Origin of the sequence: Pseudomonas sp. fls2-241-TYG-175, from assembly GCF_030209155.1 — a bacterium.
GTDB classification, from domain to species: domain Bacteria; phylum Pseudomonadota; class Gammaproteobacteria; order Pseudomonadales; family Pseudomonadaceae; genus Aquipseudomonas; species Aquipseudomonas viridiflava.
On sequence record NZ_JARVSO010000024.1, the window covers coordinates 1 to 23,361 of the forward strand.

The following is a 23,361-nucleotide window of genomic DNA, read 5'->3' on the forward strand; positions in this document are numbered from 1 at the left end:
ACCAAGTTTGCTGCGCGACAGCGCTACGTCGAAGACGTGGTGGCGCCTCCCACAGGGAATGCATTCTGCCGGATACTTACGTTTTAGCTCCGTTTTGCGCGTCTTGCGGACTTGTGTATAACGATGAGCGCAGAGCGTGAGGAACGATCAGCGTGAGACAGTACTGATCGGTGCTGAACGACAGGCAATAAAAAGCCCCGCATCAAGCGGGGCTTTGTACTGCTAACAGTCAGGTGAATCAGCTGCCTTTGACAGCCTTGCCGTTGACTGTACCGTCCTGCAGCATGATGTTGTATTCCTTGCCGTCGGTTTCGACCTGTTGCAGGCGGACCAGCAGGTAGTCCCAGTCCTTGGCGAACCACAGTACGGTGATGCGTTTGCTTTGAGTCGGGTCGCGCACGCGCTCGACCTTGATGGCGTCGACCTGACCGGCCTTGGTGTCGACCTTCTCCGAACCCAGCACGCGGAAGTCGTAGGTATCGACTTCGTCGCCATCGACCACCTGATAGCTCATGCTTTTCTTGCCCTCGGCCACGTCATGCTGCAGGGCGAGCTGGTAGGTGGACTTGTCGAGGATGCCACGGTTTAGCGGCAGCTTGATCGCGTCGCCGCGGTCGGTGCCGGTGACGAACTTGGTGTTCCAGTCGAACGCCAGATCGACCTTCTTGGATTTGCCCAGACCGCTACGCTCGAAGCTGTAGGTCTGTGGCAGCAGGGTGTCCTTGTCGACTTTCAGCGTGCTGACTTCGGACAGGCTGGCGATCATCATCGACGCTTTGAAATTCAGGGTCCAGGTGCCGTTCGGCCCGGCTTCCAGGCTGCGTTCAGCCGTGCCGCTCATGGGCAGCTGTTTCCAGTCGGCGGTGTAGCTGGCGGAGAAGGGTTGAAGGTCTGCGGCCTGTACAGCAGGGATGGCAAGCAGAGCGAAAGCGAAGAGCAGAGCGCGACGCATAATATCTCCTAGTGTCGAATCAAATGGCCGGTGGCCGGGAGTGGCTGGCCATCCAGTAACGCGCCTTCTTCGCCCAGGCTCAATCGGCCCTCGGCGAACCAGCGTATTGCCAGCGGGTAGATACGGTGTTCTTCAGCATGCACCCGCTGCGCGAGCGTGGCGGGTGTGTCCTGTAACTGTACCGAAATAACTGCCTGTACGACCAGCGGTCCGCCATCGAGTTCCTCGGTGACGAAGTGCACGCTGCACCCATGCTCGGTGTCGCCGGCCTCCAGCGCCCGCTTATGGGTGTGCAAACCTTTGTAGCGCGGCAACAGGGAAGGGTGGATGTTGAGCAGACGGCCCTGATAGTGCCTGACGAAGTCAGCGCTCAGTATGCGCATGAATCCGGCCAGTACCACCAGATCGGGCTGAAAGGTATCGATCAGCTCGACCAGCGCGGCGTCGAAGGCTTCGCGACCTTCGTACCCCTTGTGGTCCAGCACGCAGGCTTCGATGCCTGCGTCTCTGGCACGTTGCAGGCCGAACGCATCGTCACGGTTGGAGATGACAGCGCGGATGCGGACGGGGCTGGCCCCGTCCTTGAAACTGTCGATCATCGCTTGCAGGTTGCCGCCGGTGCCGGACAGCAGCACCACGACATTGCAGATGGCTGACATCAATGCGCCTTGAGGTTTTTCAGCTCGACTTGTGCAGCACCTTCGGCGGCGGTGGCGATCTGGCCGATCACCCAAGGCTGTTCGCCCGCTTCACGCAGTACGTTCAGCGCGGTCTCGACGTGCTCCTGAGCCACGCAGATCACCATGCCCACGCCGCAGTTCAGCACGCGGTGCATTTCGTTTTCTTCGACGTTGCCTTGCTGCTGCAGCCAGTCGAACACGGCCGGACGCTGCCAGCTGGCGACGTCGACCACGGCCTGGGCGCCCTGTGGCAGAACGCGCGGGATATTGTCCAGCAGACCGCCGCCGGTGATGTGGGCCATGGCCTTGACGGCACCGGTTTCCTTGATGAGCTTGAGCAGCGGCTTGACGTAGATGCGGGTCGGCGCCATCAGCAGTTCGGTCAGCGGCTTGCCGTCGAGCTGGATGTTTTCGATGTCGGCACCGGCCACTTCGATGATCTTGCGGATCAGCGAGTAACCGTTGGAGTGTGGGCCGGAGGACGGCAGTGCCAGCAGGGCATCGCCCGCGGCAACCTTGGAACCGTCAATGATTTCAGCTTTCTCGACCACGCCGACGCAGAAGCCGGCCAGGTCGTAATCTTCCCCTTCGTACATGCCTGGCATTTCAGCGGTTTCGCCGCCGACCAGCGAGCAACCGGCCAGTTCGCAGCCTGCGCCGATGCCGGTCACGACCTGGGTTGCGGTCTCGACGTTCAGCTTGCCTGTGGCGTAGTAGTCCAGGAAGAACAGCGGCTCTGCGCCACAGACCACCAGATCGTTGACGCACATGGCCACCAGATCGATGCCGATGCTGTCGTGCTTGTTCAGGTTCAGTGCCAGACGCAGCTTGGTGCCCACGCCATCGGTGCCGGAGACCAGAACCGGTTGCTTGTAACCAGCCGGGATTTCGCAGAGGGCGCCGAAACCTCCCAGGCCGCCCATGACTTCCGGACGCTTGGTGCGCTTGGCGACGCTCTTGATGCGTTCGACCAATGCTTCACCGGCGTCGATGTCTACACCGGCGTCTTTGTAGCTCAGGGAGGGTTGCTTGCTCATAAAAAATCCAGGCCTTTAGGGGGGATTCGGAGGTATCGACCGCTGCGGTGGGACCCGTTCAGCAAAGTGCTGTCGCGCAGTGCTATGTTGGGTCATCGCGATTGCCGGTCTGCGAAGGCGCGCGATTTTATCAGGCTTGCCCTCGTGGGGCCATCCTTGCGCCGACGGTAGGAGGAGGTTCTACTAAATAAACCTCACGGCCTTGCCTGGGTCGACTTCGACTCCAGATGTTTAGGGTGTACTTTAGGCGGGTAGTGAATGATTGGTGGCAAAGCGCTGTCTCAAGCCTGTCCGTCCAATGAATCCACCTCCTGAAACTGCTCTTTCTTTACCTTTTTTCCGTTCGGGAACTGTCCATGCGTTTTTCCAGAATTCTTCTCATCGGCTGTCTGTCCCTGTTCAGCCTGCCGACCCTTGCTGAAACAGTGAACAACCTTTATCAGGTCCGCGAGCCGGTCAACGGCCAGTCGCCCGATGAGCGTACACGCGCCACTCAGGCGGCCGTCGAAACCCTGGTGCTGCGCCTGACCGGCGACACCAAGGCCGCTCAGGGTTCGGCGCTTGCCGCCTTGCGCAAGGATCCACAGCAGATCATCAGCCAGTACGGTTACGAAGCGGGTCCGCCCGAGACCCTGCTTGTTGATTTCGATCCGGCGACCACAGACCGCGCCTTGCGTCAGGCCGGCTTGCCCATCTGGGGCAGCAATCGCCCGTCGATTCTGGGCTGGTGGCTGAATGACTCGGTCGAAGGTTCCAATCTGGTCGGCGACGGTCAGTCGGCTGCCGAGCCTTTGCGCCGCGCCGCGCAGCACCGTGGCCTGCCGTTGCGCCTGCCATTGGCTGACCTGAGCGAGCAGGGCATCGGCACCGCCAAGACTCTTGAAGGCACTGATGCCGCGCCGCTCAAGGAAGCCTCAGAGCGTTATGGCGCCGATGCAATTCTGGCGGTTCATGCCAAAGAGGATGCCGGGCAATGGCAAGGCAAATGGAATCTGTGGCTGGGCGAGCAGCGTGAACAGGGCACCGCTACCGGCGCCACGTCCGACGCTCTGGCTGACGCCGTATTGCTGTCGGTGAGCCAGCGCCTGGCACCGCGCTTCGTCGCCAAGCCGGGCGCGTCCACCGGCCTGCTCATGCAGGTTCAGGGCATGAACCTTGAACGTTATGCGCAACTGTTGCAGTTGCTCGATCCTTTCGGCGTGCGTGTGACGCTGGTCGAAGGAGATCGCGTGACCTTCGAAGTCAACGGCAGCGCCGATCAGCTTCGTTCGCAGATGTCACTGGCTAAACTTCAGGAAGTACCGGCGAGCGAGGCGGCAGCGGCTGTACCGCCTGCACCTGCGGCTCCGGTCGATGCGTCAGCGCCTGTCGCTGCGCCAGCTCCAATGATTGTTCCGGCGTCCGCGCCACAATTGTATTTCCGCTGGTAATGCGGCAAGCGTACTTTTCCCCTGGGTTGAGAGACATTGATGACTGATACGCGACGTTGGTTCTGGATTGGCGGGCTGGCCCTGCTGGTCGCATTCGTGGTGTTGCTGCACACGATCCTCACCCCTTTTCTGGTGGCGCTGCTGCTGGCATACATGGGCGATCCACTGGTGGATCGTCTGGAGCGGGCGGGCCTGTCCCGGACATTGAGTGTCGTGGCGGTGTTCGGCCTCTTCACGCTGGTGCTGATGGCCTTGCTGCTGGTGCTGGTCCCGATGCTCGCCAAGCAGTTGTATCGCCTGTATGAGCTGGCGCCACAGATGCTTGACTGGCTGCAGCACTCGGCGTTGCCGTGGGTGCAGGCCAAGTTCGGGCTGTCCGACGGCTTCTGGAAGTTCGACAAGATCAAGGCCGCGCTGTCCGAGCACATGGGGCAGGCGGGCGACATCGTTTCCATCGTGCTGTCGCAGGCCACGGCGTCGAGCCTGGCATTGATCGGCTGGCTGACGAATCTGGTGCTGATCCCGGTGGTGTGCTTCTACCTGCTGCGTGACTGGGACGTGATGATGGGCAAGATTCGCGGCCTGCTGCCTCGCCACCGCGAGGGGCAGATCGTCAAGCTGGCGGGTGAGTGTCATGAAGTGCTGGGTGCGTTCATTCGCGGCCAGTTGCTGGTCATGGTCGGCCTCGGCGTTATCTATGCGAGCGGTCTGATGCTGGTCGGTCTGGAGCTGGGGCTGTTGATCGGCGTGATCGCGGGTCTGGCTGCCATCGTGCCCTATATGGGCTTCGTGATCGGCATCGGCTCGGCGCTGGTGGCGGGCCTGTTCCAGTTCGGCGGCGATCTGTACCCGATGATGGGCATCGTTGCGGTGTTCATGATCGGTCAGGCGCTGGAAGGCATGGTGCTCACGCCTTTGCTGGTGGGTGACCGCATCGGCCTGCACCCGGTGGCGGTGATCTTTGCGATCCTTGCCGGCGGCGAGTTGTTCGGTTTCACCGGCATTCTGCTGGCCTTGCCGGTGGCGGCGGTGATCATGGTGCTGGTGCGCCACGTTCATGATGTCTACAAGGACTCGCAGATCTACGCCGGGGCCGAAGACCCTGATCTGTAGGCCCTCCCAGCCGCTGATCAAGCGACCCTTTCACGGACGCAGGCCAGGTCCGTGAAAGGGTCGCAGATACCTCAAACGCCTCATTGCTTTACACAGCCTGTCGCAACCCTTTGATTTTGCTTGGGGTCTGTCGCATTGTGCGACCAGCGTCACGGGTATAAACTTTGCGCACTTTACACAGAGGCCCTTGGCGGTTCGCATGAACCGTTCGTCAGCATGAAACCGATTCAGCTGCCCCTGAGTGTGCGTCTGCGTGATGACGCCACTTTCGTCAATTACTATCCAGGCGCCAATGCCGCTGCACTCGGCTATGTCGAGCGGCTGTGCGAAGCCGACGCCGGTTGGACGGAAAGCCTCATCTATCTGTGGGGCAAGGACGGGGTAGGGCGTACGCATCTGTTGCAGGCGGCCTGCCTGCGCTTCGAGCAGATGGGTGAACCTGCGGTCTATCTGCCCTTGGCCGAAGTCATTGATGAAGGTATCGAACTGTTCGACCATCTCGAACAGTACGAGCTGGTGTGTCTGGACGACCTGCAGGCCGTGGTTGGCAAGCCGGAGTGGGAAGAAGCCCTCTTTCATCTGTTCAACCGTCTGCGTGACAGCGGGCGGCGGCTGCTGATCGCCGCGTCCAAGTCGCCTCGTGAACTGCCGGTGAAGCTGCCGGACCTCAAGTCCCGCCTGACCATGGCGCTGGTGTTCCAGATGCGCGGCCTGTCCGATGAGGACAAACTGCGCGCCCTGCAATTGCGTGCTTCGCGACGCGGTCTGCACCTCACCGACGAAGTCGGGCATTTCATCCTCACTCGCGGCACCCGCAGCATGAGTGCGCTGTTCGAATTGCTGGAGCGCCTCGATCAGGCGTCCCTTCAGGAGAAGCGCAAGCTGACCATTCCCTTCCTTAAAGAGACGCTGGGGTGGTAGACGAAGCACTGGTCATGCAAACGGCGGCGGCACTGCGCCACGCCAGGCGAATTCTGATCATTACCGGTGCCGGACTGTCTGCGGATTCGGGGTTGCCGACTTACCGTGGTATAGGCGGACTCTATAACGGCCGAACCGATGACGGTCTGCCGATTGAGGTCGCATTGTCCGGTCCGATGCTGCGACGTGATCCCGAGCTGTGCTGGAAATACATCGCTCAACTGGGCAAGGCCTGTCTGGGCGGGCAGCCCAATTCTGCGCATTACGCGATCGCTCAGTTGCAGCGCATCAAGCCCGAGTGCTGGGTGCTGACCCAGAATGTCGATGGTTATCATAGAGCTGCAGGCAGTCCGCCTGAGCGCCTGATCGAGATTCACGGTCAGATGGCGCCGCTGTTCTGCCAGTCCTGTGGCGCAGAAGATCCTCAGCTGAGTGAGCATCTGCAGCGACCAATGCCACCTTTGTGCTCAATCTGTAGTGGCGTTTTGCGACCGTCCGTCGTTCTTTTTCAGGAAATGCTCCCGGAACAGGCCCTGGAAACACTGTATGAACAACTGGCTATAGGCTATGACGCGGTGCTGACCATCGGCACTACCGCAAGCTTCCCCTATATTCACGAGCCGGTGATCAGGACCAGGGTTTCCGGGGGTTTCACGGCAGAAATCAATCCTGAGGCGACCGATCACAGCGCGCAAATGGACGTGTTTTTGAAGTGCCGGGCGGCACATGTCATGGAAAAACTCATAAGTCACATTTAGTTCGATTGAATTTGCAAATGACTTGGATAGAAGGCATAGTCTCGCCTTCTTAACAGTTCAGCCACGGTCGTGCCCATGCTAGTTGTTCGCTTCGCACCCCTCGTGCCCCTCGCACTCGTCACATTCCTGTTCGGTTGCTCGGCCAATATGCCGGTTTCTCAGCAAGAACAGGCTCAGCAAGCGCCTCGTTATCAGAACACCGTCACCGCCCAGTCCGCTGCCCGCCGCGCCGATGCCGCCGCCCTGCAGGACGAGATGGCCACTGAAGACGAACTGGCCCAGTTTGCTGACAACCAATCCTACAAACTGCCGGTTCTGGCCGACAGCATCCTTGAACGTGGCAAGGCCCTGATCGGTACGCGTTACCAGTTCGGCGGCACTTCGACCCGTTCGGGTTTCGATTGCAGCGGCTTCATCGGTTTCCTGTTCCGCGAAGAGGCTGGCATGAACCTGCCGCGCTCGACGCGTGAAATGATCAACGTCGATGCGCCTCTGGTCTCGCGCAACAACCTCAAGCCGGGTGATCTGCTGTTCTTCAGCACACGCGGCCGTGGTCGCGTCAGCCACGCAGCGATCTACGCCGGTAACGATCAGTTCATCCACTCCAGCAGCCGCCGCAGCGGTGGTGTACGCATCGACAGCCTTGATGACGCTTATTGGAGCAAAACGTTCATCGAAGCCAAGCGTCCTCTGGCAATGGCACCCGGTGCCGTAGCCGTGAAGACGTCAGCAGTTGCCACGCAGACAACGGCGATGACATCGACTACAGTCAAGACCGCAGTAAAACGCCGTAAGTAAATGAAATATGGAAAACGCAGACAGGCCGATGGCCTGTTTTCGTTTTTGAGCTTCTCGGCAGCGTAAGCCGCATCCGGATCAGGTTGTTGTGGTTATGTCGATTGCTTTGCGCCTGATGGTTATCTCTATTGCCGCGTTGCTTGGCGCCTGCGCCAGCGCACCGCCGCCTCCCCAGCCCCGGATCGTTCAGCGTCCGGTGGTAACTGCTCCTCCCCAGATTCTTTCCCAGGCTGCCGAAGATGTGCTGTTTCGCGCATTGGGGCTGGTCGGCACGCCCTATCGTTGGGGTGGCAACACGCCGGATTCGGGTTTCGATTGCAGTGGCCTGATCGGCTATGTGTACCGCGACGCTGCGGGGATCTCCCTGCCACGCTCCACGCGTGACATGGTGGTGATGGGCGCGCCGAATGTGCGCCGCGAACAGCTGCAGTCAGGGGATCTGGTGTTCTTCGCCACCTCGGGCGGCTCGCAGGTTTCCCATGCAGGGATCTACGTCGGCGAAGGCCGCTTCGTACATGCCCCAGCGACCGGCGGCACAGTCAAGCTCGACAGCCTCGACAAGCCGTATTGGCAGAAAGCCTACCTCAACGCCAAGCGCGTGATTCAGCCGTCGGACCTGGCACAGAATCGTCCTTGATCGCTGATGCCGCAAGCTTCTGCCGCTGTTGTGCAGATAACAGCGGATTGTGGGAAAAGCCACGTTCATTCAGTAAGTGGTGATCGTTCCTACGCTCTGCGTGGGAATGCCTCCCAGGACGCTCCGCGTCCGCTCTCGAATGTGGCGCAGATGTGTGCCCAAGCTCCAGCGTTTTCGACGTCATGCGCTCGACTCACTGAGTCCGCAGTCTGTGCCATTTGTGACGCAGAGCGTCACGGGCGGCATGCCCACGCGGAGCGATGGGCACGATCAGTGTGCTTGAGACCATGATCGTTCCTACGCTCTGCGTGGGAATGCCTCCCAGGACGCTCCGCGTCCGCTCTCGAATGTGGCGCAGATGCGTGCCCAAGCTCCAGCGTTTTCCACGTCATGCGCTCGGCTTACTGAGTCCGCAGTCTGTGCCATTTGTGACGCAGAGCGTCACGGGCGGCATGCCCACGTGGAGCGATGGGCACGATCAGTGTGCTTGAGACCATGATCGTTCCCATGCTCTGAGCGTCACCGCGTTATTGAGCCACCTTCACCGATGTAACCCGCCAGATCTTGTTGCCCACATCATCCGCTACCAGCAATCCGCCGCGATGGTCATTGACCACGCCTACCGGACGGCCCATGGCCTTTTCGTCGCTGTTGAGGAAACCAGTCAGCACATCGACTGGTGCGCCGTTTGGTTTGCCGCCGCTGAAGGGCACGAACACCACCTTGTAACCGCTGTGCGGTTTGCGGTTCCAGGAACCATGCTGGCCGATGAACAGGCCTTCGTTGAACGGTGCTGCCAGCGTCTTGCCGTCGGCGAACGCCAGCCCCAGTGATGCTGTGTGCGGGCCGACCGCATAATCGGGGGCGATGGCCTTGGCGACCAGGGCCGGGTTCTGCGGTTTGACGCGCTCGTCCACGTGCTGGCCGTAATAGCTGTAAGGCCAGCCGTAGAAGCCGCCGTCCTGCACCGAGGTCACGTAATCGGGCACCAGATCGCTGCCGATCTCGTCACGCTCGTTGACCGCTGTCCACAGTTTTCCAGTGGTCGGCTCCCAATCCATCCCATTGGGGTTGCGCAGGCCCGAGGCGAAGATGCGGTGGTTGCCGGTGGCAGCGTCCACTTCCCAGATCGCCGCACGACCTTCTTCCTTGTCCATGCCGTTCTCGGCCACGTTGCTGTTGGAGCCGACGGTCACGTACAGCTTGCTGCCGTCCTTGCTGGCAATGACGTTCTTGGTCCAGTGGTGATTCAGCGTGCCGCCCGGCAGGTCGACCACTTTGGTCGGCTGGGCGCTGATCGAGGTCTGGCCGTTTTCATACGGGAAGCTGATCAGGCGGTCGGTGTCGGCCACGTACAGCTTGTTGCCCACCAGCGTCATGCCGAACGGCGAATTGAGATTCTGCAGAAAGACGCTGCGGGTTTCGGCCACGCCGTCGTTGTTGGTGTCGCGCAGCAGGGTGATGCGGTTGGCGCTCGGAACGCCCGCACCGGCGCGGCCCATGACCTTCTCCATGACCCAGCCACGGATGCCTTTGCCATCATCCGGCTTGGCCGGTGAGTTGGTTTCCGCGACCAGTACGTCGCCATTGGGCAGCACGTACAGCCAGCGCGGGTGATCCAGATGTTCAGCGAAGGCGCCAACCTGGGTGCCTGGCGCGGCCACCGGTTTGGCGTCCTTTTCCCAGCCGATGGCCGGGGCGATGTTGACCGTCGGAATCAGCGTCTTGTTCGGCTCCGGCAGTTTTGGAGAAGGCCCTGTTCCGTCCGAGACCTGCAAGGTCGAAGACTCGCCGCACGCCGCGAGGCCGCCTGCGAGCAGAAGCAGTACAGCGTACTGTGGTCTGATTTTGAACATCGTGAATCTCCATCGACAAAGGCTTGGTCCAGTAAGGGATAGAGACACCCTGACCGCCGAGGTTCAATTGCGAGCCACCATCCGGCGGCGTCATGCAAGTGAATGGCCTTTATGCCCTGTGTACTGCGGTGTCGATTGACGCTCCACCCCCAACCCTCTACCCTTCGCGGTTTGTTTCAGGTGCTCTGCAATCCTCCCGATTGGCAGGGTGAAACAGGGAAGCCGGTGAGGGTCTGACGATCCGATTCCGGCGCTGCCCCCGCAACGGTAAATGAGTCAAGGCTGTGCATCGTGCCACTGCGTTTCGACGCGGGAAGGCGTGCAGCCCGGATGACCCGCTCATGAGCCCGGAGACCGGCCTGAAATACTCAATTGCATCACGGAGGGTGATGCTCTGTGCAGGGCGTTGCCGTGCTGTTCAGTGCTGTCCTTCCGTCTGCTTTCGCGACCCCCCGAGCGGAGAGCCGAGATGAACGAATCCCCCGAACGCGACGAACGCCATCTGACGCGCATGCAGCGCAAGAAAGCCGTGATGGACGAACGTATCGCCAGCTCGCCCAATGAATGCGGCCTGTTGCTGGTGTTGTCCGGCAATGGCAAGGGCAAGAGCAGCTCGGCGTTCGGCATGCTTGCGCGGGCCATGGGCCATGGCATGCAGTGCGGCGTGGTGCAGTTCATCAAGGGGCGCAACAGCACAGGCGAGGAAATGTTTTTCCGCCGCTTCCCCGAGCAGGTGCGCTATCACGTGATGGGCGAGGGCTTCACTTGGGAAACCCAGGATCGTCAGCGCGATATCGCGGCTGCCGAGGCTGCCTGGGCCGTGAGCCTTGAAATGCTGCGCGATCCGGCTATCGGTCTGGTGGTGCTCGACGAACTGAACATCGCTCTCAAGCACGGCTATCTGGACCTTGAGCAGGTTTTGACCGATCTGCAGGCCCGTCCGCCCATGCAGCATGTGGTGGTGACCGGGCGTGGTGCCAAACCCGAATTGATCGACCTGGCGGATACCGTTTCGGATATCGGCGTGGTCAAACATGCATTCCAGTCCGGCATCCGGGCGCAGAAAGGTATCGAACTGTGAGCCATTCCGTTATGAGCATCCGGTCATGAGAACCCCCAGGGATTGCCCGGCAGTACTGATCGCTGCACCGGCCTCCGGTCAGGGCAAGACCACCGTCACCGCAGCACTGGCACGCCTGCACCGTAATCAGGGGCGCAAGGTACGGGTCTTCAAGTGTGGCCCGGACTTTCTCGATCCGATGATTCTCGAGCGGGCGAGCGGGGCGCCGGTGTTTCAGCTGGACCTGTGGATGGTCGGCGCCGACGAGAGCCGTCGCCTTCTGTGGGAAGCCGCCGAAGACGCGGACCTGATCCTGATCGAAGGCGTGATGGGCTTGTTCGACGGCACGCCGTCCAGTGCTGATCTGGCGCGCCACTTCGGCGTACCGGTCCTCGGCGTGATTGACGGCACGGCGATGGCCCAGACCTTCGGTGCTCTGGCGCTGGGGCTGGCGCGCTATCAGCCTGACCTGCCGTTTGCCGGCGTGCTGGCCAACCGCGTGGGCACCGTGCGTCATGCGCAGTTGCTGGAAAACAGCCTGACCGAAGGCCTGCGCTGGTATGGCGCGCTGTCTCGTGAAACCGGCTTCGAACTGCCCAGTCGCCATTTGGGGCTGGTGCAGGCCGACGAACTCAACGACCTGGACCTGCGTCTGGACATGGCCGCTGCGGCCCTGGCCACCACCTGCGAGGTGGCCTTGCCGCCTGCGGTCACGTTCACTGCGCCAGAACCGGTTCATGTCGAGCGCTGGCTGGACGGGGTGCGGATTGCCGTGGCTCGCGATGGAGCGTTTGCGTTCACCTACGGCGCGAGTCTCGATCTGCTACGCAACATGGGTGCGGAACTGAGTTTCTTCTCACCGATCCGCGACAGCCATCTGCCTGAAGCAGACAGCCTGTACCTGCCCGGCGGCTATCCCGAGCTGCATCACGTAGAGCTGTCTGCCAACGCCACGATGCTGGCCGATATTCGGGCGCACCATGCGGCAGGCAAGCCTACATTGGCCGAATGCGGCGGCATGCTGTATCTGCTCGAAGCCCTGACCGATGTTGAAGGCGTGCGCGCTGAACTGGTCGGTCTGCTGGCGGGCGAAGCGGCCATGCAGAAACGGCTGGCGGCGCTGGCGTTGCAGGCGGTCGAAATGCCGGAAGGCGAGTTGCGCGGTCACACCTATCACCATTCGCTGACCACCACCGAACTGCAGCCGATTGGCCGAGGCGTCAGCCCCAACGGCGGGCGTGGTGCGGAAGCGGTTTATCGTGAAGGCCGCCTGACCGCGACCTATATCCATTTCTATTTTCCGTCCTGTCCCCAGGCGATTGCGGCCCTGTTCAAGCCATGACCGAACATGCGTTCAATGATGAGGAGCGGGCAGCGGTGTACCGAGCCATTGCCGAGCGCCGCGACATGCGGCACTTCGTCGGTGGCAGCGTGGCGCCCGAACTGCTTGCGCGTTTGCTGGAGGCTGCACACCAGGCACCCAGCGTTGGCCTGATGCAGCCCTGGCGGTTCATTCGGATCAGCGACCCGGCGCTGCGTGTCAGGATGCAGGCGCAGGTCGAAGAAGAGCGGGTCCGCACGGCCGAGGCACTGGGCGAGCGAACCGACGAGTTCATGAAGCTCAAGGTCGAAGGCATCAACGACTGCGCCGAGGTGCTGGTTGCCGCGCTGATGGAAGGTCGCGAGCAGCACATCTTTGGTCGTCGCACCCTGCCGGAAATGGACATGGCGTCGTTGTCCTGCGCGATTCAGAACCTGTGGCTGGCTGCACGTGCCGAAGGGCTGGGCATGGGCTGGGTGTCGCTGTTCGACCCTGACGCATTGGCCGATCTGTTGGCGATGCCAGAAGGCGCCAAGCCGCTGGCGATTCTCTGCCTGGGCCCGGTAAAGGAATTCTATCCCGCACCCATGCTGGTGCTGGAAGGCTGGGCGCAGGCGCGTCCGCTGAGTGAACTGCTGTATGAGAATCAATGGGGAGTGAGTCAATGAGTGTGGCGCTGTTGAGCGTGGCCGGAGTTGCGCTGGATGCGCTGCTCGGCGAGCCGAAACGTTCTCATCCGCTGGTGGCGTTCGGGCGCTTTGCCAATCGTCTGGAGCAGCGCTTCAACAGCGGCGGCCGGGGCTGGCGCAGCCATGGCGTCACGGCCTGGTTCGTGGCGGTGATCCCGCTGACACTGCTGGCCACGCTGCTGAGCTGGGCACCGTTCGTGGGCTGGCTGGTGGAGATTCTGGCGCTGTATTGCGCGCTGGGCATGCGCAGCCTCGGTGAGCATGTGCAGCCGGTGGCCCAGGCATTGCGCAGCGATGATCTGGAAGAGGCGCGTCGTCGCGTCGGCTATCTGGTCAGCCGCCAGACCAGCGAACTGGATGCGACCGAAGTCGCCCGCGCGGCCACCGAGTCGGTGCTGGAAAACGGCAGCGATGCAATATTTGCTGCGCTGTTCTGGTTTGTCGTGGCCGGTGTTCCAGGCGTGGTGCTCTATCGCCTGAGCAATACGCTGGATGCCATGTGGGGCTATCGTAACGAACGTTTCGAGCGTTTCGGCTGGGCGGCGGCGAAGATCGATGACCTGCTTAACTATATTCCTGCACGCCTGGTGGCGCTGACCTACGCGCTGCTGGGCAAAACCCGTTTGGCACTTCGATGCTGGCGCACTCAGGGACCGACCTGGGACAGTCCCAATGCAGGTCCGGTGATGGCGGCCGGTGCTGGCGCGCTGGGCGTCGAATTGGGTGGCGCGGCGATCTATCACGGCGAGCTGCATCAGCGTCCGCAATTGGGCGAAGGCGCACCCGCTGATGCCGACTCCATCGACCGTGGCTGGGAACTGGTGCAGCGCGCCGTGTGGCTCTGGTTGCTGGTGCTGTGCGTCGGGACAGCATTCTATGCTTGAGCACGGCGGACGACTGCGCGCTGCGGCGCAGCACTATGGCATCAATCAGGCCGACTGGCTGGACCTGTCCACCGGCATCGCGCCGTGGTCCGCGCCGGTACCGGACATTCCTTTGCGTGCCTGGGCGCGCCTGCCCGAGAACGATGATGGTCTGGAGACTGCCGCCTGTGCCTATTACGGCGTGTCACAGGTGTTGCCTGTTGCGGGTTCGCAGGCGGCGATCCAGGCGCTGCCGCGAGTGCGCAGTGCGGGTCGGGTGGGCGTGCTGTCGCCGTGCTACGCCGAACATGCGCATGCCTGGCGCAAGCAGGGTTATGTGGTGCGTGAGGTCGGCGAGCACGAAGTGGATTACTTCCTCGACAGCCTTGATGTACTGGTGGTGGTCAACCCCAACAACCCGACCGGCCTGCACCTGAGCGCCGAGCGCCTGCTGGAATGGCATGCGCGGCTGGCAGAGCGGGGCGGCTGGCTGGTGGTGGACGAAGCCTTCATGGATAACACCCCTGAGCTGAGCCTGGCAGCTGAAACCTGGCGTATCGGACTGGTCGTGCTGCGCTCGTTCGGCAAGTTTTTCGGGTTGGCCGGGGTCAGGCTTGGCTTCGTGCTGGCCGAACCCGCGCTGCTCAGGTTGCTGGCGCAGGAAATCGGCCCGTGGTCGGTCAGCGGTCCGACGCGGATTCTGGGGCAGGCCTGTCTGAATGACCGCGAATGGCAGGCGCAGCAGCGCGTGCGCACCGATCAGGCGCGCGACCGTCTGGTGGCTCTGCTCGAGCTGTACGGACTTGCCCCACAAGGCGGCTGTGCACTGTTTCAATGGCTGGTCACGCCTGAAGCGCGGGCGATCCATGAATTCTGCGCCCGACGCGGGGTGTTGCTGCGCCTGTTCGAAGGCCCGACGCCTGAAGTCTCCAGCCTGCGTTTCGGGCTGCCCTGCGACGAAGCCGACTGGCGTCGTCTGCACACTGTTCTGTTTGAATACCGCAAGGAATCCTGATGGCCACGCTGATGGTACAAGGCACCACATCCGACGCCGGCAAAAGCACGCTGGTAACCGCGCTGTGCCGCTGGTTGACGCGACAGGGGGTGAAGGTCGTCCCGTTCAAGCCGCAGAACATGGCGCTCAACAGTGCCGTGACCGCCGACGGCGGCGAGATTGGTCGCGCCCAGGCGGTGCAGGCTCAGGCGTGTTATCTGCAGCCGCACACCGACATGAACCCGGTCCTGCTCAAGCCCAACAGCGACACCGGCGCACAGGTAATCATCCATGGCCGCGCGGTCACCACCATGAATGCGGTGGCGTATCACGGCTATAAAGAAATCGCCATGCGCGCGGTGCTGGAGTCTCATGAGCGGCTCGGGCAAAGCTATCCAGTGATCATGGTCGAAGGCGCCGGTTCGCCTGCCGAGATCAACCTGCGAGCCAACGACATTGCCAACATGGGCTTCGCCGAAGCCGTCGATTGCCCGGTGCTGTTGATCGCCGACATCAACCGTGGTGGTGTCTTTGCCCATCTGGTCGGCACTCTGGAGCTGCTGTCCCCCAGCGAGCAGGCGCGGGTCAAAGGTTTCATCATCAACCGTTTTCGCGGCGACATCGCCTTGCTGCAACCGGGCCTGGACTGGCTGGAAGCGCGCACCGGCAAGCCGGTGGTCGGCGTGCTGCCCTATGTGATGGATCTGCATCTTGAGGCCGAAGACGGTCTGGATGAGCGCCAGACAGACAAGGTCGAGCAGGTGCTGAATGTGGTGGTGCCGGTCTTGCCGCGCATCAGCAATCACACCGACTTCGACCCGCTGCGCCTGCATCCTCAGGTCAATCTGCAATTCGTCGGCCCCGGTCAGGCGATACCGCCTGCCGACCTGATTATCCTGCCCGGCTCGAAAAGCGTGCGCAGTGACTTGGCGTACCTGCGTGCCAATGGTTGGGAAGACGCCATCCGGAAACACCTGCGCTATGGCGGCAAGGTGATGGGGATCTGCGGCGGGCTGCAGATGCTCGGCGAGCAGATGCACGACCCACTGGGGCTGGAAGGCGCGGCGGGTTCAAGCCCGGGTCTTGGCCTGCTGGCGATGAGCACGGTGCTTGAATCCGAGAAACAGCTGCGTAACGTACGTGGCCGTCTGACGCTGGAAGATGCCGAGGTCAGCGGTTACGAGATTCATGCCGGTGTCACCACGGGTGCGGCGCTGGAACAGGCTGCCGTCCGGCTGGACGACGGTCGTTGCGATGGTGCGCAGAGCGCCGACGGGCAGATTCTCGGGACGTACCTGCACGGCCTGTTCGAGTCGCCTGCCGCGTGCAGCGCTCTATTGCGCTGGGCCGGGCTTCGCGATGTGCAGGAGGTCGATTATCACGCCCTGCGCGAGCGGGACATCGAGCGTCTGGCGGATCTGGTGGAAAAGCACTTGGACGGCACATTGCTGCGTCAGCTGTGCGGACTGGAGACGAACTGAAATGCTGCAACTGATCCTGGGGGGCGCGCGCTCCGGCAAGAGCCGACTGGCCGAAAAACTGGCGGCCGAGTGCGGTCTGAACGTGACCTACATCGCCACCAGCCAGCCACTGGACGGCGAGATGAACCAGCGCGTCGCCAGCCATCGTGCTCGTCGCCCTGAGCAGTGGGGACTGGTGGAGGAACCGGTCGAACTGGCACGCGTGCTGCGAGAAAACGCCGCGCCCGATCATTGTCTGCTGGTCGATTGCCTGACCCTGTGGCTGACCAACCTGCTGATGCTCGACAGTCCCGAACGTCTGGCGCAGGAGCGTGATGCGTTGCTCGACTGCGTGGCGGCGCTTCCAGGCGAAATCATTTTCGTCAGTAACGAAACCGGGCTTGGCGTAGTGCCGCTCGGCGAGCTGACCCGTCGCTATGTCGACGAAGCCGGCCTTCTGCATCAAGCCCTTGCCGAACGTTGCCAGCGCGTAGTGCTGACCGTGGCGGGCTTGCCCCTGACTTTGAAAGGAACTGCGCTATGAGTAACTCCTGGTGGCTCGAACCCGCACAGGCCATCAACGCGCCGATGCGTGAAGCGGCGCTGGCCCGTCAGCAACAACTGACCAAACCGGCCGGCTCGCTGGCGCAACTGGAGCGTCTGGCGGTGCAGCTTGCCGGTCTGCAGGGGCGTGAGCGTCCGGCAGCTGATCAAGTGTGGATCGCGATTTTTGCCGGTGATCATGGCGTGGTCGCTGAGGGGGTTTCGGCCTATCCGCAGGCAGTTACCGGCCAGATGCTGCACAACTTCGTCAATGGCGGCGCGGCAATCAGTGTGCTGGCGCAGCAGCTTTCGGCGCAGCTGGATGTGGTGGATCTGGGCACGGTTCTGCCGGTGGACCTGCCGGGTGTGCGGCATTTGCGCCTCGGCGCAGGCACCGCCAACTTCGCCCAGGGGCCGGCCATGACGGCTGACCAGGGGCTGGCAGCCTTGCAGGCCGGACGTGACAGTGTGCGGCGTGCCAAGGCATCAGGGACCGAGTTGTTCATCGGTGGCGAAATGGGCATCGGTAATACCACCGCTGCCAGTGCGGTTGCCTGCTCCATGCTGGAGTGCGCGGCGCAACTGCTGGTCGGCCCTGGCACCGGGCTGAACGCCGAAGGTATCGAACACAAGACTCGGGTCATCGAGCGTGCCTTGAAGCTGCACGCTGAACACGCAGGTGATCCACTGCACAGCCTGTTCAGCCTCGGCGGTTTCGAGATTGCCGCATTGACGGGCGCTTATCTGGCCTGCGCGCAGGAAGGCATCGTCGCGCTGGTGGACGGTTTCATCTGCAGCGTGGCGGCACTGGTGGCCGTGCGCCTGAACCCGTCATGTCGCAACTGGCTGGTGTTCGGCCATCGTGGCGCTGAAACGGGTCATCGTCATGTGCTGGAGATTCTTCAGGCCGAACCGTTGCTTGATCTCGGCCTGCGGCTGGGCGAGGGCAGTGGTGCCGCACTGGCCGTCCCACTGGTGCGCATGGCCTGTGCGCTGCACAACGGCATGTCGACCTTTGCCGAAGCCAGCGTATCGGATCGCCCGGCATGACCCTGCGACTGGATTTGCTGCGTCACGGTGAGACCGAGCAGGGCGGCGGTCTGCGGGGCAGCATCGACGATGCGCTGACGGATCTGGGTTGGCAGCAGATGCGCTCGGCCGTCACTGAAGCCGGGCCTTGGGACCGAGTCGTCAGTTCGCCCTTGCAGCGCTGCTCGCGCTTCTCCGAAGAGCTGGCCGCACGACTGTCCCTGCCCATGGAGCTCGAATCTGGACTGCAGGAACTGCATTTCGGTGACTGGGAAGGCCACAGCCCTGCGCAACTGATGGAGACGGATGCCGAAGGCCTGGGGCTGTTCTGGAACGATCCGTATGCCTTCACGCCGCCCAATGGCGAGCCGGTGATCGAGTTTTCAGCGCGGGTTCTGAGTGCGGTGCAGCGTCTGCATGACAGGTACGCCGGTGAGCGGGTGCTGCTGGTCAGTCATGGTGGCGTGATGCGGCTGTTGCTGGCCCAGGCGCGTGGCCTGCCGCGTGAGCAACTGCTGCAGGTGGTCGTTGGGCATGGCGCGCTGTTATCGATCAATGTTGCCGCTGAAGGCGTTCTCACGGAGTCCTGACATGCTGCCCTTCTGGATCGCCCTGCAATTTCTCGGCAGCTTTCCGATCCGCCTGCCCGGCATGCCGAAGCCTGAGGAAACCGGACGCTCGCTGTTGTTCTATCCTCTGGTGGGCGTGCTGTTCGGCATCGTATTAATGAGCCTGAATGCATTGCTGGCCGGTGCGCCCTTGATGCTGCACGCTGCCTTGCTGCTCTGCGCCTGGGTGCTGTTGAGTGGGGGGCTGCATCTGGACGGCCTGGCGGACAGCGCCGATGCCTGGTTGGGCGGTTTCGGTGATCGCGAGCGAACCCTGACCATCATGAAAGACCCGCGCAGCGGGCCGATTGCCGTGGTCACGCTGGTGCTGGTGCTGCTGCTCAAATTCACCGCCATTCTGGCGCTGATTGAAAGTCATAACAGTATCGCGCTGTTGCTGGCGCCGTTGATTGGACGCAGCGCCATGCTGGGTCTGTTTCTGAGTACGCCCTATGTGCGTGCCGGTGGTCTGGGGCAGGCGCTGGCGGACCATTTGCCAAGTGGCGCGGCGCGTCGAGTGCTGCTGGTCAGTGGTGTGGCCTGCGTGCTGTTCGCAGGTTGGTCGGGACTGGCTGCTGTGGTGGCTTCGCTGGTCTGTTTTCTGTGGTTGCGTCAGGTAATGATCCGACGTCTGGGCGGTACTACCGGGGACACCGCGGGCGCTTTGCTGGAGCTGCTTGAAGTAGCTGTACTGCTGGCGATGGTGCTGTTCTGAGCATCCGCTGATATCCGATTGACAGGCTCCTGCACCGAGGCGTAATTTCGCCGTTATTGATTTACGGGTATATCCACGCATTTCCGGTCAGGGAGCTTCAAAACAATGACATCAGTCTGGCGTACCAGTGGCTGGATACTGCTCGGGAGTGCGCTGATCCTCGCGCTTTCCTTGGGAACACGGCACGGTTTCGGTCTGTTTCTCGCGCCCATGAGCGCAGACTTCGGATGGGGGCGTGAGGTCTTTGCGTTCTCCATCGCCCTGCAGAACCTGATGTGGGGATTGGCCCAGCCTTTTGCCGGAGCGTTGGCAGATCGGTTCGGCGCGGCCAAGGTCGTGTTTGTCGGCGGCGTGCTGTATGCCGTGGGCCTGCTGTGCATGAGCATGGCGGATTCACCGCTGAGTCTGTCCCTGAGCGCGGGCCTGCTGATCGGCATTGGTCTGTCCGGCACTTCGTTTTCCGTGATCCTCGGCGTCGTCGGGCGGGCCTTGCCGGCCGAGAAACGCAGCATGGGCATGGGGATCGCCAGTGCTGCCGGTTCGTTCGGCCAGTTTGCCATGCTGCCCGGTACGCTGGGGCTGATCGGTTGGCTGGGCTGGTCCGGCGCCCTGATGGTGCTGGGCGTGATGGTGGCGCTGATCCTGCCGTTGGTGGGCATGCTCAAGGACAAGCCGACCGAATCCGTGGGCATTCAGCAGACGCTGGGTGAAGCATTGCGTGAGGCCTGCTCGCACTCCGGTTTCTGGCTGCTGGCGCTGGGCTTTTTCGTCTGTGGCTTTCAGGTGGTGTTCATCGGTGTGCATCTGCCTGCTTACCTCGTCGACCAGCACTTGCCCGCCAAGGTCGGCACCACGGTGCTGGCGCTGATTGGCCTGTTCAATATCTTCGGCACCTACACGGCGGGCTGGCTGGGCGGACGCATGTCCAAGCCGCGTCTGCTGACGGCGCTGTACCTGCTGCGCGCTGTTGTGATCGTCTTGTTCCTGTGGATTCCGCTCAGCCAGACCACCGCTTACCTGTTCGGTGTCGCGATGGGGCTGTTGTGGTTGTCCACGGTGCCGCTGACCAACGGTACGGTTGCGACCCTGTTCGGGGTGCGCAATCTGTCGATGCTCGGTGGTATCGTCTTCCTGTTTCACCAGTTGGGTGCGTTCCTCGGCGGCTGGCTGGGTGGGCTGGTGTATGACCATACCGGGAGTTACGACTTGATCTGGCAAGTGTCGATCCTGCTCAGTCTGTTGGCGGCAGCCCTCAACTGGCCGGTGCGTGAGCGCCCTGTGGCGCGGTTGCAGGCGCAGGCGGGTGTCGCGTGAGCCGACACTGGCCTTTGCTGGCAGCGCTTGCCGGTGGCGGCGCCGTGCTGGCGCTGGTCTGGTGGGGCTGGCAGCAGGTCGGGCTGGCTGCCTTGCAACTGGGCATGGGCGCTTGCTAGGCAGAAGGCGTCGGTTGGGGTAGCGTGTCGGCAGACAGCCAACAACTCCAGGGACGCCTTGATGAACACTCGCTTTATATCGATTCCCTTCCTGCTGCTGGCCATGAGCGGCACCGCCATGGCCGCCGACTGCCCGGCCCTGCTGCAAGGCGAGCTGCCCAAGCTGCGTTCCAAAGAAAACATCGACCTGTGCCAGCGCTATGCAGGTAAGCCGATGGTGGTCGTCAATACCGCCAGCTTCTGCGGCTTCGCCCCGCAGTTCAAAGGCCTTGAAGAGCTGAGCCAGCGCTACAAGGCGCAGGGCCTTGAAGTGCTGGGTGTGCCGTCCAATGATTTCAAGCAGGAAGCCAAGGACGGAGAAGAGACCGCCAAGGTCTGCTACGTCAATTACGGCGTGACCTTCACCATGACCGAGCCGCAGGCCGTGCGAGGCGACGACGCCACCCACCTGTTCAAGGTGCTGGCCGAACAGAGCAGCGCCCCGCGCTGGAACTTCTACAAGTACGTGGTGGATCGCCAGGGCAACGTGGTCGCCAACTTCTCCAGCATGACCAAGCCGGATGATCCTGATCTGATTGCGGCGATCGAGAAGGCGATTGCGTCGAAGCCTTGAGACAGGCGGCGTGAGGTGGCGCTTTGCGTTGCATTCGAGAGCGGACGCGGAGCGTCCTGGGCGGCGTTACCACGCGGGAGCGTGGGAACGATCATCACAAGTCTGCCTCAACACTGATCGTGCCCATCGCTCCGCGTGGGCATGCCGCCCGTGACGCTCCGCGTCACAAATGGCACAGGCTGCGGATTCAGTGAGCCGAGCGCATGAAGTGGATAACGCTGGAGCTTGGCCACGCATCTGCGCCACATTTTAGAGCGGACGCGGAGCGTCCTGGGCGGCGTTACCACGCAGAGCGTGGGAACGATCATCGTCGTATTCCTCCAAGGGGAGTTGCGTATAACGATGAGTGCTCCGCGTGGGCATGCATCCCGTGACGCTGCGCGTCACATCCGAGCGGACGCTGAGCATTTACCGAGCGCAACAAAAAGCCCGCACTCCCTGAGGACGTGCGGGCTTTTTTTCAGCCGTTTTTCAGTCGTCCATCAGAAGCGATAGGTGACCGAAGTACCAACGCCGTGCGCGGTGTTGCGGAAGTCAGCGCTGTACGAGCCTTTGGTGGCGCTGCTGTTGCGGATCTTGGCTTCATCTTCACGCAGGTACGAGTACGCTACGTCGATGGTCAGGTCGTCGGTCGGGCTCCAGCCGGCACCGAAGCTGACGATCTTGCGGTCGCCGGTCGGGATGCGTGGAGAGCGATTGACGTTGTTGGTCGGCGCCTGGTCCACGGAGAAGCCGGTGCGCAGTGTCCACTCCTTGTTGACCTTGTACGAAGCGCCGATGGCGTGAGCCCAGGTGTCGTGCCAGTCCTGCTCTTCGGAGATGGTGCCAATCGGGCCTGCGGAGCCGCCCAGCTGTGGTGGAACGCCGTCGTTGTTGACGGTGATGTCGGTCAGGCGGCTCCAGCGGGTCCAGGTGCTGCCTGCGTAGACAGTCCAGTTCTCATCGATCTGCTGGGTGATGGAGAAGTCCACCGACTCAGGCGTGGAGATGTCCAGCGAGGCGTCGTATTTCTGACCGCCGAACGGACCGAAACCGGAGCCTTCGATCTTGGTCTTGCCCTTGAGCTTGTAGTCGACCTTGGAGTGGTAGGTCAGGCCCAGGCGCGTGGTGTCAGTGGCCTGTACCAGCACGCCGACGTTGAAGCCCAGCGCGGTGTCGTCACCTTCGATTTTCACCTTGCCGTCGTTACGGCCCGGCGTCGCAGCGTTGAGCGTGGAGGAGGTCAGCTCGCCGTCGATGCGGTTGATGGTAGGACCGAAACCGATGGACACCTTGTCATTGAAGGCATAGCTGACGGTCGGCTGGAGGGTGACAACCTGTACGTGGCTCTTGTCGCCCCAGTAGCGGCCCGCGAAGCCGCTTTCGTAGTCGGTCACCAGACCGAACGGGGCATACATGCCCAGGCCGAATGCCCAGTGATCATCGATCGGCTTGACGTAGTAGCCCATGGGCACGCCCACGACAGGAACCATGTCGCCGTCGTTGCTGCCACCGAAGGTGCCACGGCCGTTGTCGATGTTGGTCTTGGCGATCACGGCTGCCGCGCCCACGCTGATTTCTTCGCGCTTGAGGCGGGACATGCCGGCAGGGTTGCCGAAGACGGTGCTTGCATCATCGGCAGACGAGGAGCGACCGGCAAAACCGGTGCCCATGCCGCTGACGCTTTGTTCGTTGAGTGCGAAGCCCGCAGCGAATAGCTGAGAGGAGGCCAGACCGATAGCCAGACCCAGTGTTGTCCTGTTCATTACTTTTGTCATTGTTTTCATTATTAGAACTCCTTGTGATCACCGGGCGGAAATTACCAACATTTTCGACGGCGCGCTATAGCCTGAAGAGCCCGACTTAGAGCTA

24 protein-coding genes and 1 riboswitch are annotated in these 23,361 nt (G+C 62.1%); of the genes, 19 read left to right on the top strand and 5 right to left on the bottom strand.

The window, feature by feature from the left end:
* Positions 1 to 238: 238 nt before the first annotated feature.
* From QRN20_RS17165 to purM, 3 genes are read right to left on the bottom strand one after another with little or no spacing between them, the layout of a single operon-like run.
* Positions 239 to 952 (bottom strand): DUF3108 domain-containing protein, encoded by a 714-nt coding sequence (locus QRN20_RS17165; protein WP_004884168.1) that lies wholly within the window; start codon positions 950 to 952, stop codon positions 239 to 241.
* Positions 953 to 960: 8 nt separating this feature from the next.
* Positions 961 to 1,611, bottom strand: coding sequence for a phosphoribosylglycinamide formyltransferase (purN, locus tag QRN20_RS17170; RefSeq protein WP_217665839.1), 651 nt, complete (start codon positions 1,609 to 1,611; stop codon positions 961 to 963).
* Positions 1,611 to 2,669, bottom strand: a complete 1,059-nt coding sequence (gene purM / locus QRN20_RS17175) for a phosphoribosylformylglycinamidine cyclo-ligase (RefSeq protein ID WP_004884166.1) — start codon at positions 2,667 to 2,669, stop codon at positions 1,611 to 1,613. Before purM ends, purN begins: the two co-directional genes overlap by 1 nt.
* Positions 2,670 to 3,025: 356 nt before the next feature.
* Between purM and QRN20_RS17180 the strand changes: the two genes are divergently transcribed.
* The 6 genes from QRN20_RS17180 to QRN20_RS17205 all read left to right on the top strand — a co-directional run bounded on the left by QRN20_RS17180 (position 3,026) and on the right by QRN20_RS17205 (position 8,326).
* Positions 3,026 to 4,099 (top strand): DUF2066 domain-containing protein, encoded by a 1,074-nt coding sequence (locus QRN20_RS17180; protein ID WP_029241404.1) that lies wholly within the window; start codon positions 3,026 to 3,028, stop codon positions 4,097 to 4,099.
* 39 nt (positions 4,100 to 4,138) lie between these two features.
* Positions 4,139 to 5,212 (top strand): AI-2E family transporter, encoded by a 1,074-nt coding sequence (locus tag QRN20_RS17185; RefSeq protein ID WP_025993804.1) that lies wholly within the window; start codon positions 4,139 to 4,141, stop codon positions 5,210 to 5,212.
* Between the two features lie 216 nt (positions 5,213 to 5,428).
* Positions 5,429 to 6,133 carry a DnaA regulatory inactivator Hda gene (hda, locus tag QRN20_RS17190; RefSeq protein WP_004884162.1) on the top strand — a complete coding sequence of 235 codons (705 nt, stop codon included), beginning with the start codon at positions 5,429 to 5,431 and terminating at the stop codon, positions 6,131 to 6,133.
* Entirely contained in the window at positions 6,127 to 6,891 is a 765-nt protein-coding gene (locus QRN20_RS17195; RefSeq protein WP_162864130.1) for an NAD-dependent deacylase, read from the top strand. Before hda ends, QRN20_RS17195 begins: the two co-directional genes overlap by 7 nt.
* Positions 6,892 to 6,966: 75 nt before the next feature.
* On the top strand, positions 6,967 to 7,689 hold the full coding sequence (locus tag QRN20_RS17200) for a C40 family peptidase (RefSeq protein WP_217669797.1): 723 nt from the start codon (positions 6,967 to 6,969) through the stop codon (positions 7,687 to 7,689).
* Positions 7,690 to 7,783: 94 nt separating this feature from the next.
* Complete coding sequence (locus QRN20_RS17205) at positions 7,784 to 8,326, top strand: C40 family peptidase (RefSeq protein ID WP_004884158.1); 543 nt, start codon at positions 7,784 to 7,786, stop codon at positions 8,324 to 8,326.
* A 527-nt stretch (positions 8,327 to 8,853) separates the two neighbouring features.
* Here the strand turns inward: QRN20_RS17205 and QRN20_RS17210 are convergent.
* The gene (locus QRN20_RS17210) at positions 8,854 to 10,182 is read right to left on the bottom strand and encodes a PQQ-dependent sugar dehydrogenase (protein ID WP_285360837.1); all 1,329 of its coding nucleotides are present in this window, start codon (positions 10,180 to 10,182) and stop codon (positions 8,854 to 8,856) included.
* A 161-nt stretch (positions 10,183 to 10,343) separates the two neighbouring features.
* Positions 10,344 to 10,559: riboswitch (cobalamin riboswitch) on the top strand.
* 92 nt (positions 10,560 to 10,651) lie between these two features.
* Between QRN20_RS17210 and cobO the strand changes: the two genes are divergently transcribed.
* The 13 genes from cobO (at position 10,652) to QRN20_RS17275 (ending at position 21,510) form a co-directional block, all read left to right on the top strand.
* Complete coding sequence (gene cobO / locus QRN20_RS17215; protein WP_058431683.1) at positions 10,652 to 11,263, top strand: cob(I)yrinic acid a,c-diamide adenosyltransferase; 612 nt, start codon at positions 10,652 to 10,654, stop codon at positions 11,261 to 11,263.
* 25 nt (positions 11,264 to 11,288) lie between these two features.
* Positions 11,289 to 12,584 (top strand): cobyrinic acid a,c-diamide synthase CobB, encoded by a 1,296-nt coding sequence (locus tag QRN20_RS17220; RefSeq protein WP_122419123.1) that lies wholly within the window; start codon positions 11,289 to 11,291, stop codon positions 12,582 to 12,584.
* The gene (gene bluB, locus QRN20_RS17225) at positions 12,581 to 13,231 is read left to right on the top strand and encodes a 5,6-dimethylbenzimidazole synthase (RefSeq protein WP_025993809.1); all 651 of its coding nucleotides are present in this window, start codon (positions 12,581 to 12,583) and stop codon (positions 13,229 to 13,231) included. Before QRN20_RS17220 ends, bluB begins: the two co-directional genes overlap by 4 nt.
* Positions 13,228 to 14,136 carry an adenosylcobinamide-phosphate synthase CbiB gene (cbiB, locus tag QRN20_RS17230; RefSeq protein ID WP_285360839.1) on the top strand — a complete coding sequence of 303 codons (909 nt, stop codon included), beginning with the start codon at positions 13,228 to 13,230 and terminating at the stop codon, positions 14,134 to 14,136. The genes bluB and cbiB overlap by 4 nt, the downstream gene beginning before the upstream one ends.
* The gene (gene cobD, locus QRN20_RS17235) at positions 14,129 to 15,130 is read left to right on the top strand and encodes a threonine-phosphate decarboxylase CobD (protein WP_058431687.1); all 1,002 of its coding nucleotides are present in this window, start codon (positions 14,129 to 14,131) and stop codon (positions 15,128 to 15,130) included. Before cbiB ends, cobD begins: the two co-directional genes overlap by 8 nt.
* Entirely contained in the window at positions 15,130 to 16,590 is a 1,461-nt protein-coding gene (locus QRN20_RS17240) for a cobyric acid synthase (protein WP_122509527.1), read from the top strand. Before cobD ends, QRN20_RS17240 begins: the two co-directional genes overlap by 1 nt.
* 1 nt (position 16,591) lies before the next feature.
* Positions 16,592 to 17,113, top strand: coding sequence for a bifunctional adenosylcobinamide kinase/adenosylcobinamide-phosphate guanylyltransferase (gene cobU / locus QRN20_RS17245; protein ID WP_058431689.1), 522 nt, complete (start codon positions 16,592 to 16,594; stop codon positions 17,111 to 17,113).
* The gene (gene cobT, locus QRN20_RS17250; RefSeq protein WP_285360841.1) at positions 17,110 to 18,162 is read left to right on the top strand and encodes a nicotinate-nucleotide--dimethylbenzimidazole phosphoribosyltransferase; all 1,053 of its coding nucleotides are present in this window, start codon (positions 17,110 to 17,112) and stop codon (positions 18,160 to 18,162) included. Before cobU ends, cobT begins: the two co-directional genes overlap by 4 nt.
* Positions 18,159 to 18,731 carry an alpha-ribazole phosphatase family protein gene (gene cobC / locus QRN20_RS17255; protein WP_088234783.1) on the top strand — a complete coding sequence of 191 codons (573 nt, stop codon included), beginning with the start codon at positions 18,159 to 18,161 and terminating at the stop codon, positions 18,729 to 18,731. Before cobT ends, cobC begins: the two co-directional genes overlap by 4 nt.
* A gap of 1 nt (position 18,732) precedes the next feature.
* Positions 18,733 to 19,464 carry an adenosylcobinamide-GDP ribazoletransferase gene (locus tag QRN20_RS17260; protein WP_122500276.1) on the top strand — a complete coding sequence of 244 codons (732 nt, stop codon included), beginning with the start codon at positions 18,733 to 18,735 and terminating at the stop codon, positions 19,462 to 19,464.
* A 105-nt stretch (positions 19,465 to 19,569) separates the two neighbouring features.
* Positions 19,570 to 20,778: an MFS transporter gene (locus tag QRN20_RS17265; RefSeq protein WP_122490777.1), complete on the top strand. Its 1,209-nt coding sequence runs from the start codon at positions 19,570 to 19,572 to the stop codon at positions 20,776 to 20,778.
* A complete protein-coding gene (locus tag QRN20_RS17270; RefSeq protein WP_032632634.1) occupies positions 20,775 to 20,897 on the top strand; it encodes a hypothetical protein in 123 nt (40 codons plus the stop codon). The genes QRN20_RS17265 and QRN20_RS17270 overlap by 4 nt, the downstream gene beginning before the upstream one ends.
* 61 nt (positions 20,898 to 20,958) lie before the next feature.
* Positions 20,959 to 21,510: a glutathione peroxidase gene (locus QRN20_RS17275; RefSeq protein ID WP_025993818.1), complete on the top strand. Its 552-nt coding sequence runs from the start codon at positions 20,959 to 20,961 to the stop codon at positions 21,508 to 21,510.
* Positions 21,511 to 21,992: 482 nt separating this feature from the next.
* On the opposite strand, the gene QRN20_RS17280 is transcribed toward QRN20_RS17275, so the two are convergent.
* The gene (locus QRN20_RS17280; RefSeq protein ID WP_032663393.1) at positions 21,993 to 23,267 is read right to left on the bottom strand and encodes an OmpP1/FadL family transporter; all 1,275 of its coding nucleotides are present in this window, start codon (positions 23,265 to 23,267) and stop codon (positions 21,993 to 21,995) included.
* Between the last annotated feature and the right edge of the window lie 94 nt (positions 23,268 to 23,361).

Coding starts and splice junctions, on each gene's coding strand:
- QRN20_RS17165 (WP_004884168.1), bottom strand. CDS start 952: ATGCGTCGCGCTCTGCTCTTCGCTTTCGCTCTGCTTGCCATCCCTGCT.
- purN (WP_217665839.1), bottom strand. CDS start 1,611: ATGTCAGCCATCTGCAATGTCGTGGTGCTGCTGTCCGGCACCGGCGGC.
- purM (WP_004884166.1), bottom strand. CDS start 2,669: ATGAGCAAGCAACCCTCCCTGAGCTACAAAGACGCCGGTGTAGACATC.
- QRN20_RS17180 (WP_029241404.1), top strand. CDS start 3,026: ATGCGTTTTTCCAGAATTCTTCTCATCGGCTGTCTGTCCCTGTTCAGC.
- QRN20_RS17185 (WP_025993804.1), top strand. CDS start 4,139: ATGACTGATACGCGACGTTGGTTCTGGATTGGCGGGCTGGCCCTGCTG.
- hda (WP_004884162.1), top strand. CDS start 5,429: ATGAAACCGATTCAGCTGCCCCTGAGTGTGCGTCTGCGTGATGACGCC.
- QRN20_RS17200 (WP_217669797.1), top strand. CDS start 6,967: ATGCTAGTTGTTCGCTTCGCACCCCTCGTGCCCCTCGCACTCGTCACA.
- QRN20_RS17205 (WP_004884158.1), top strand. CDS start 7,784: ATGTCGATTGCTTTGCGCCTGATGGTTATCTCTATTGCCGCGTTGCTT.
- QRN20_RS17210 (WP_285360837.1), bottom strand. CDS start 10,182: ATGTTCAAAATCAGACCACAGTACGCTGTACTGCTTCTGCTCGCAGGC.
- cobO (WP_058431683.1), top strand. CDS start 10,652: ATGAACGAATCCCCCGAACGCGACGAACGCCATCTGACGCGCATGCAG.
- QRN20_RS17220 (WP_122419123.1), top strand. CDS start 11,289: ATGAGAACCCCCAGGGATTGCCCGGCAGTACTGATCGCTGCACCGGCC.
- bluB (WP_025993809.1), top strand. CDS start 12,581: ATGACCGAACATGCGTTCAATGATGAGGAGCGGGCAGCGGTGTACCGA.
- cbiB (WP_285360839.1), top strand. CDS start 13,228: ATGAGTGTGGCGCTGTTGAGCGTGGCCGGAGTTGCGCTGGATGCGCTG.
- cobD (WP_058431687.1), top strand. CDS start 14,129: ATGCTTGAGCACGGCGGACGACTGCGCGCTGCGGCGCAGCACTATGGC.
- QRN20_RS17240 (WP_122509527.1), top strand. CDS start 15,130: ATGGCCACGCTGATGGTACAAGGCACCACATCCGACGCCGGCAAAAGC.
- cobU (WP_058431689.1), top strand. CDS start 16,592: ATGCTGCAACTGATCCTGGGGGGCGCGCGCTCCGGCAAGAGCCGACTG.
- cobT (WP_285360841.1), top strand. CDS start 17,110: ATGAGTAACTCCTGGTGGCTCGAACCCGCACAGGCCATCAACGCGCCG.
- cobC (WP_088234783.1), top strand. CDS start 18,159: ATGACCCTGCGACTGGATTTGCTGCGTCACGGTGAGACCGAGCAGGGC.
- QRN20_RS17260 (WP_122500276.1), top strand. CDS start 18,733: ATGCTGCCCTTCTGGATCGCCCTGCAATTTCTCGGCAGCTTTCCGATC.
- QRN20_RS17265 (WP_122490777.1), top strand. CDS start 19,570: ATGACATCAGTCTGGCGTACCAGTGGCTGGATACTGCTCGGGAGTGCG.
- QRN20_RS17275 (WP_025993818.1), top strand. CDS start 20,959: ATGAACACTCGCTTTATATCGATTCCCTTCCTGCTGCTGGCCATGAGC.
- QRN20_RS17280 (WP_032663393.1), bottom strand. CDS start 23,267: ATGACAAAAGTAATGAACAGGACAACACTGGGTCTGGCTATCGGTCTG.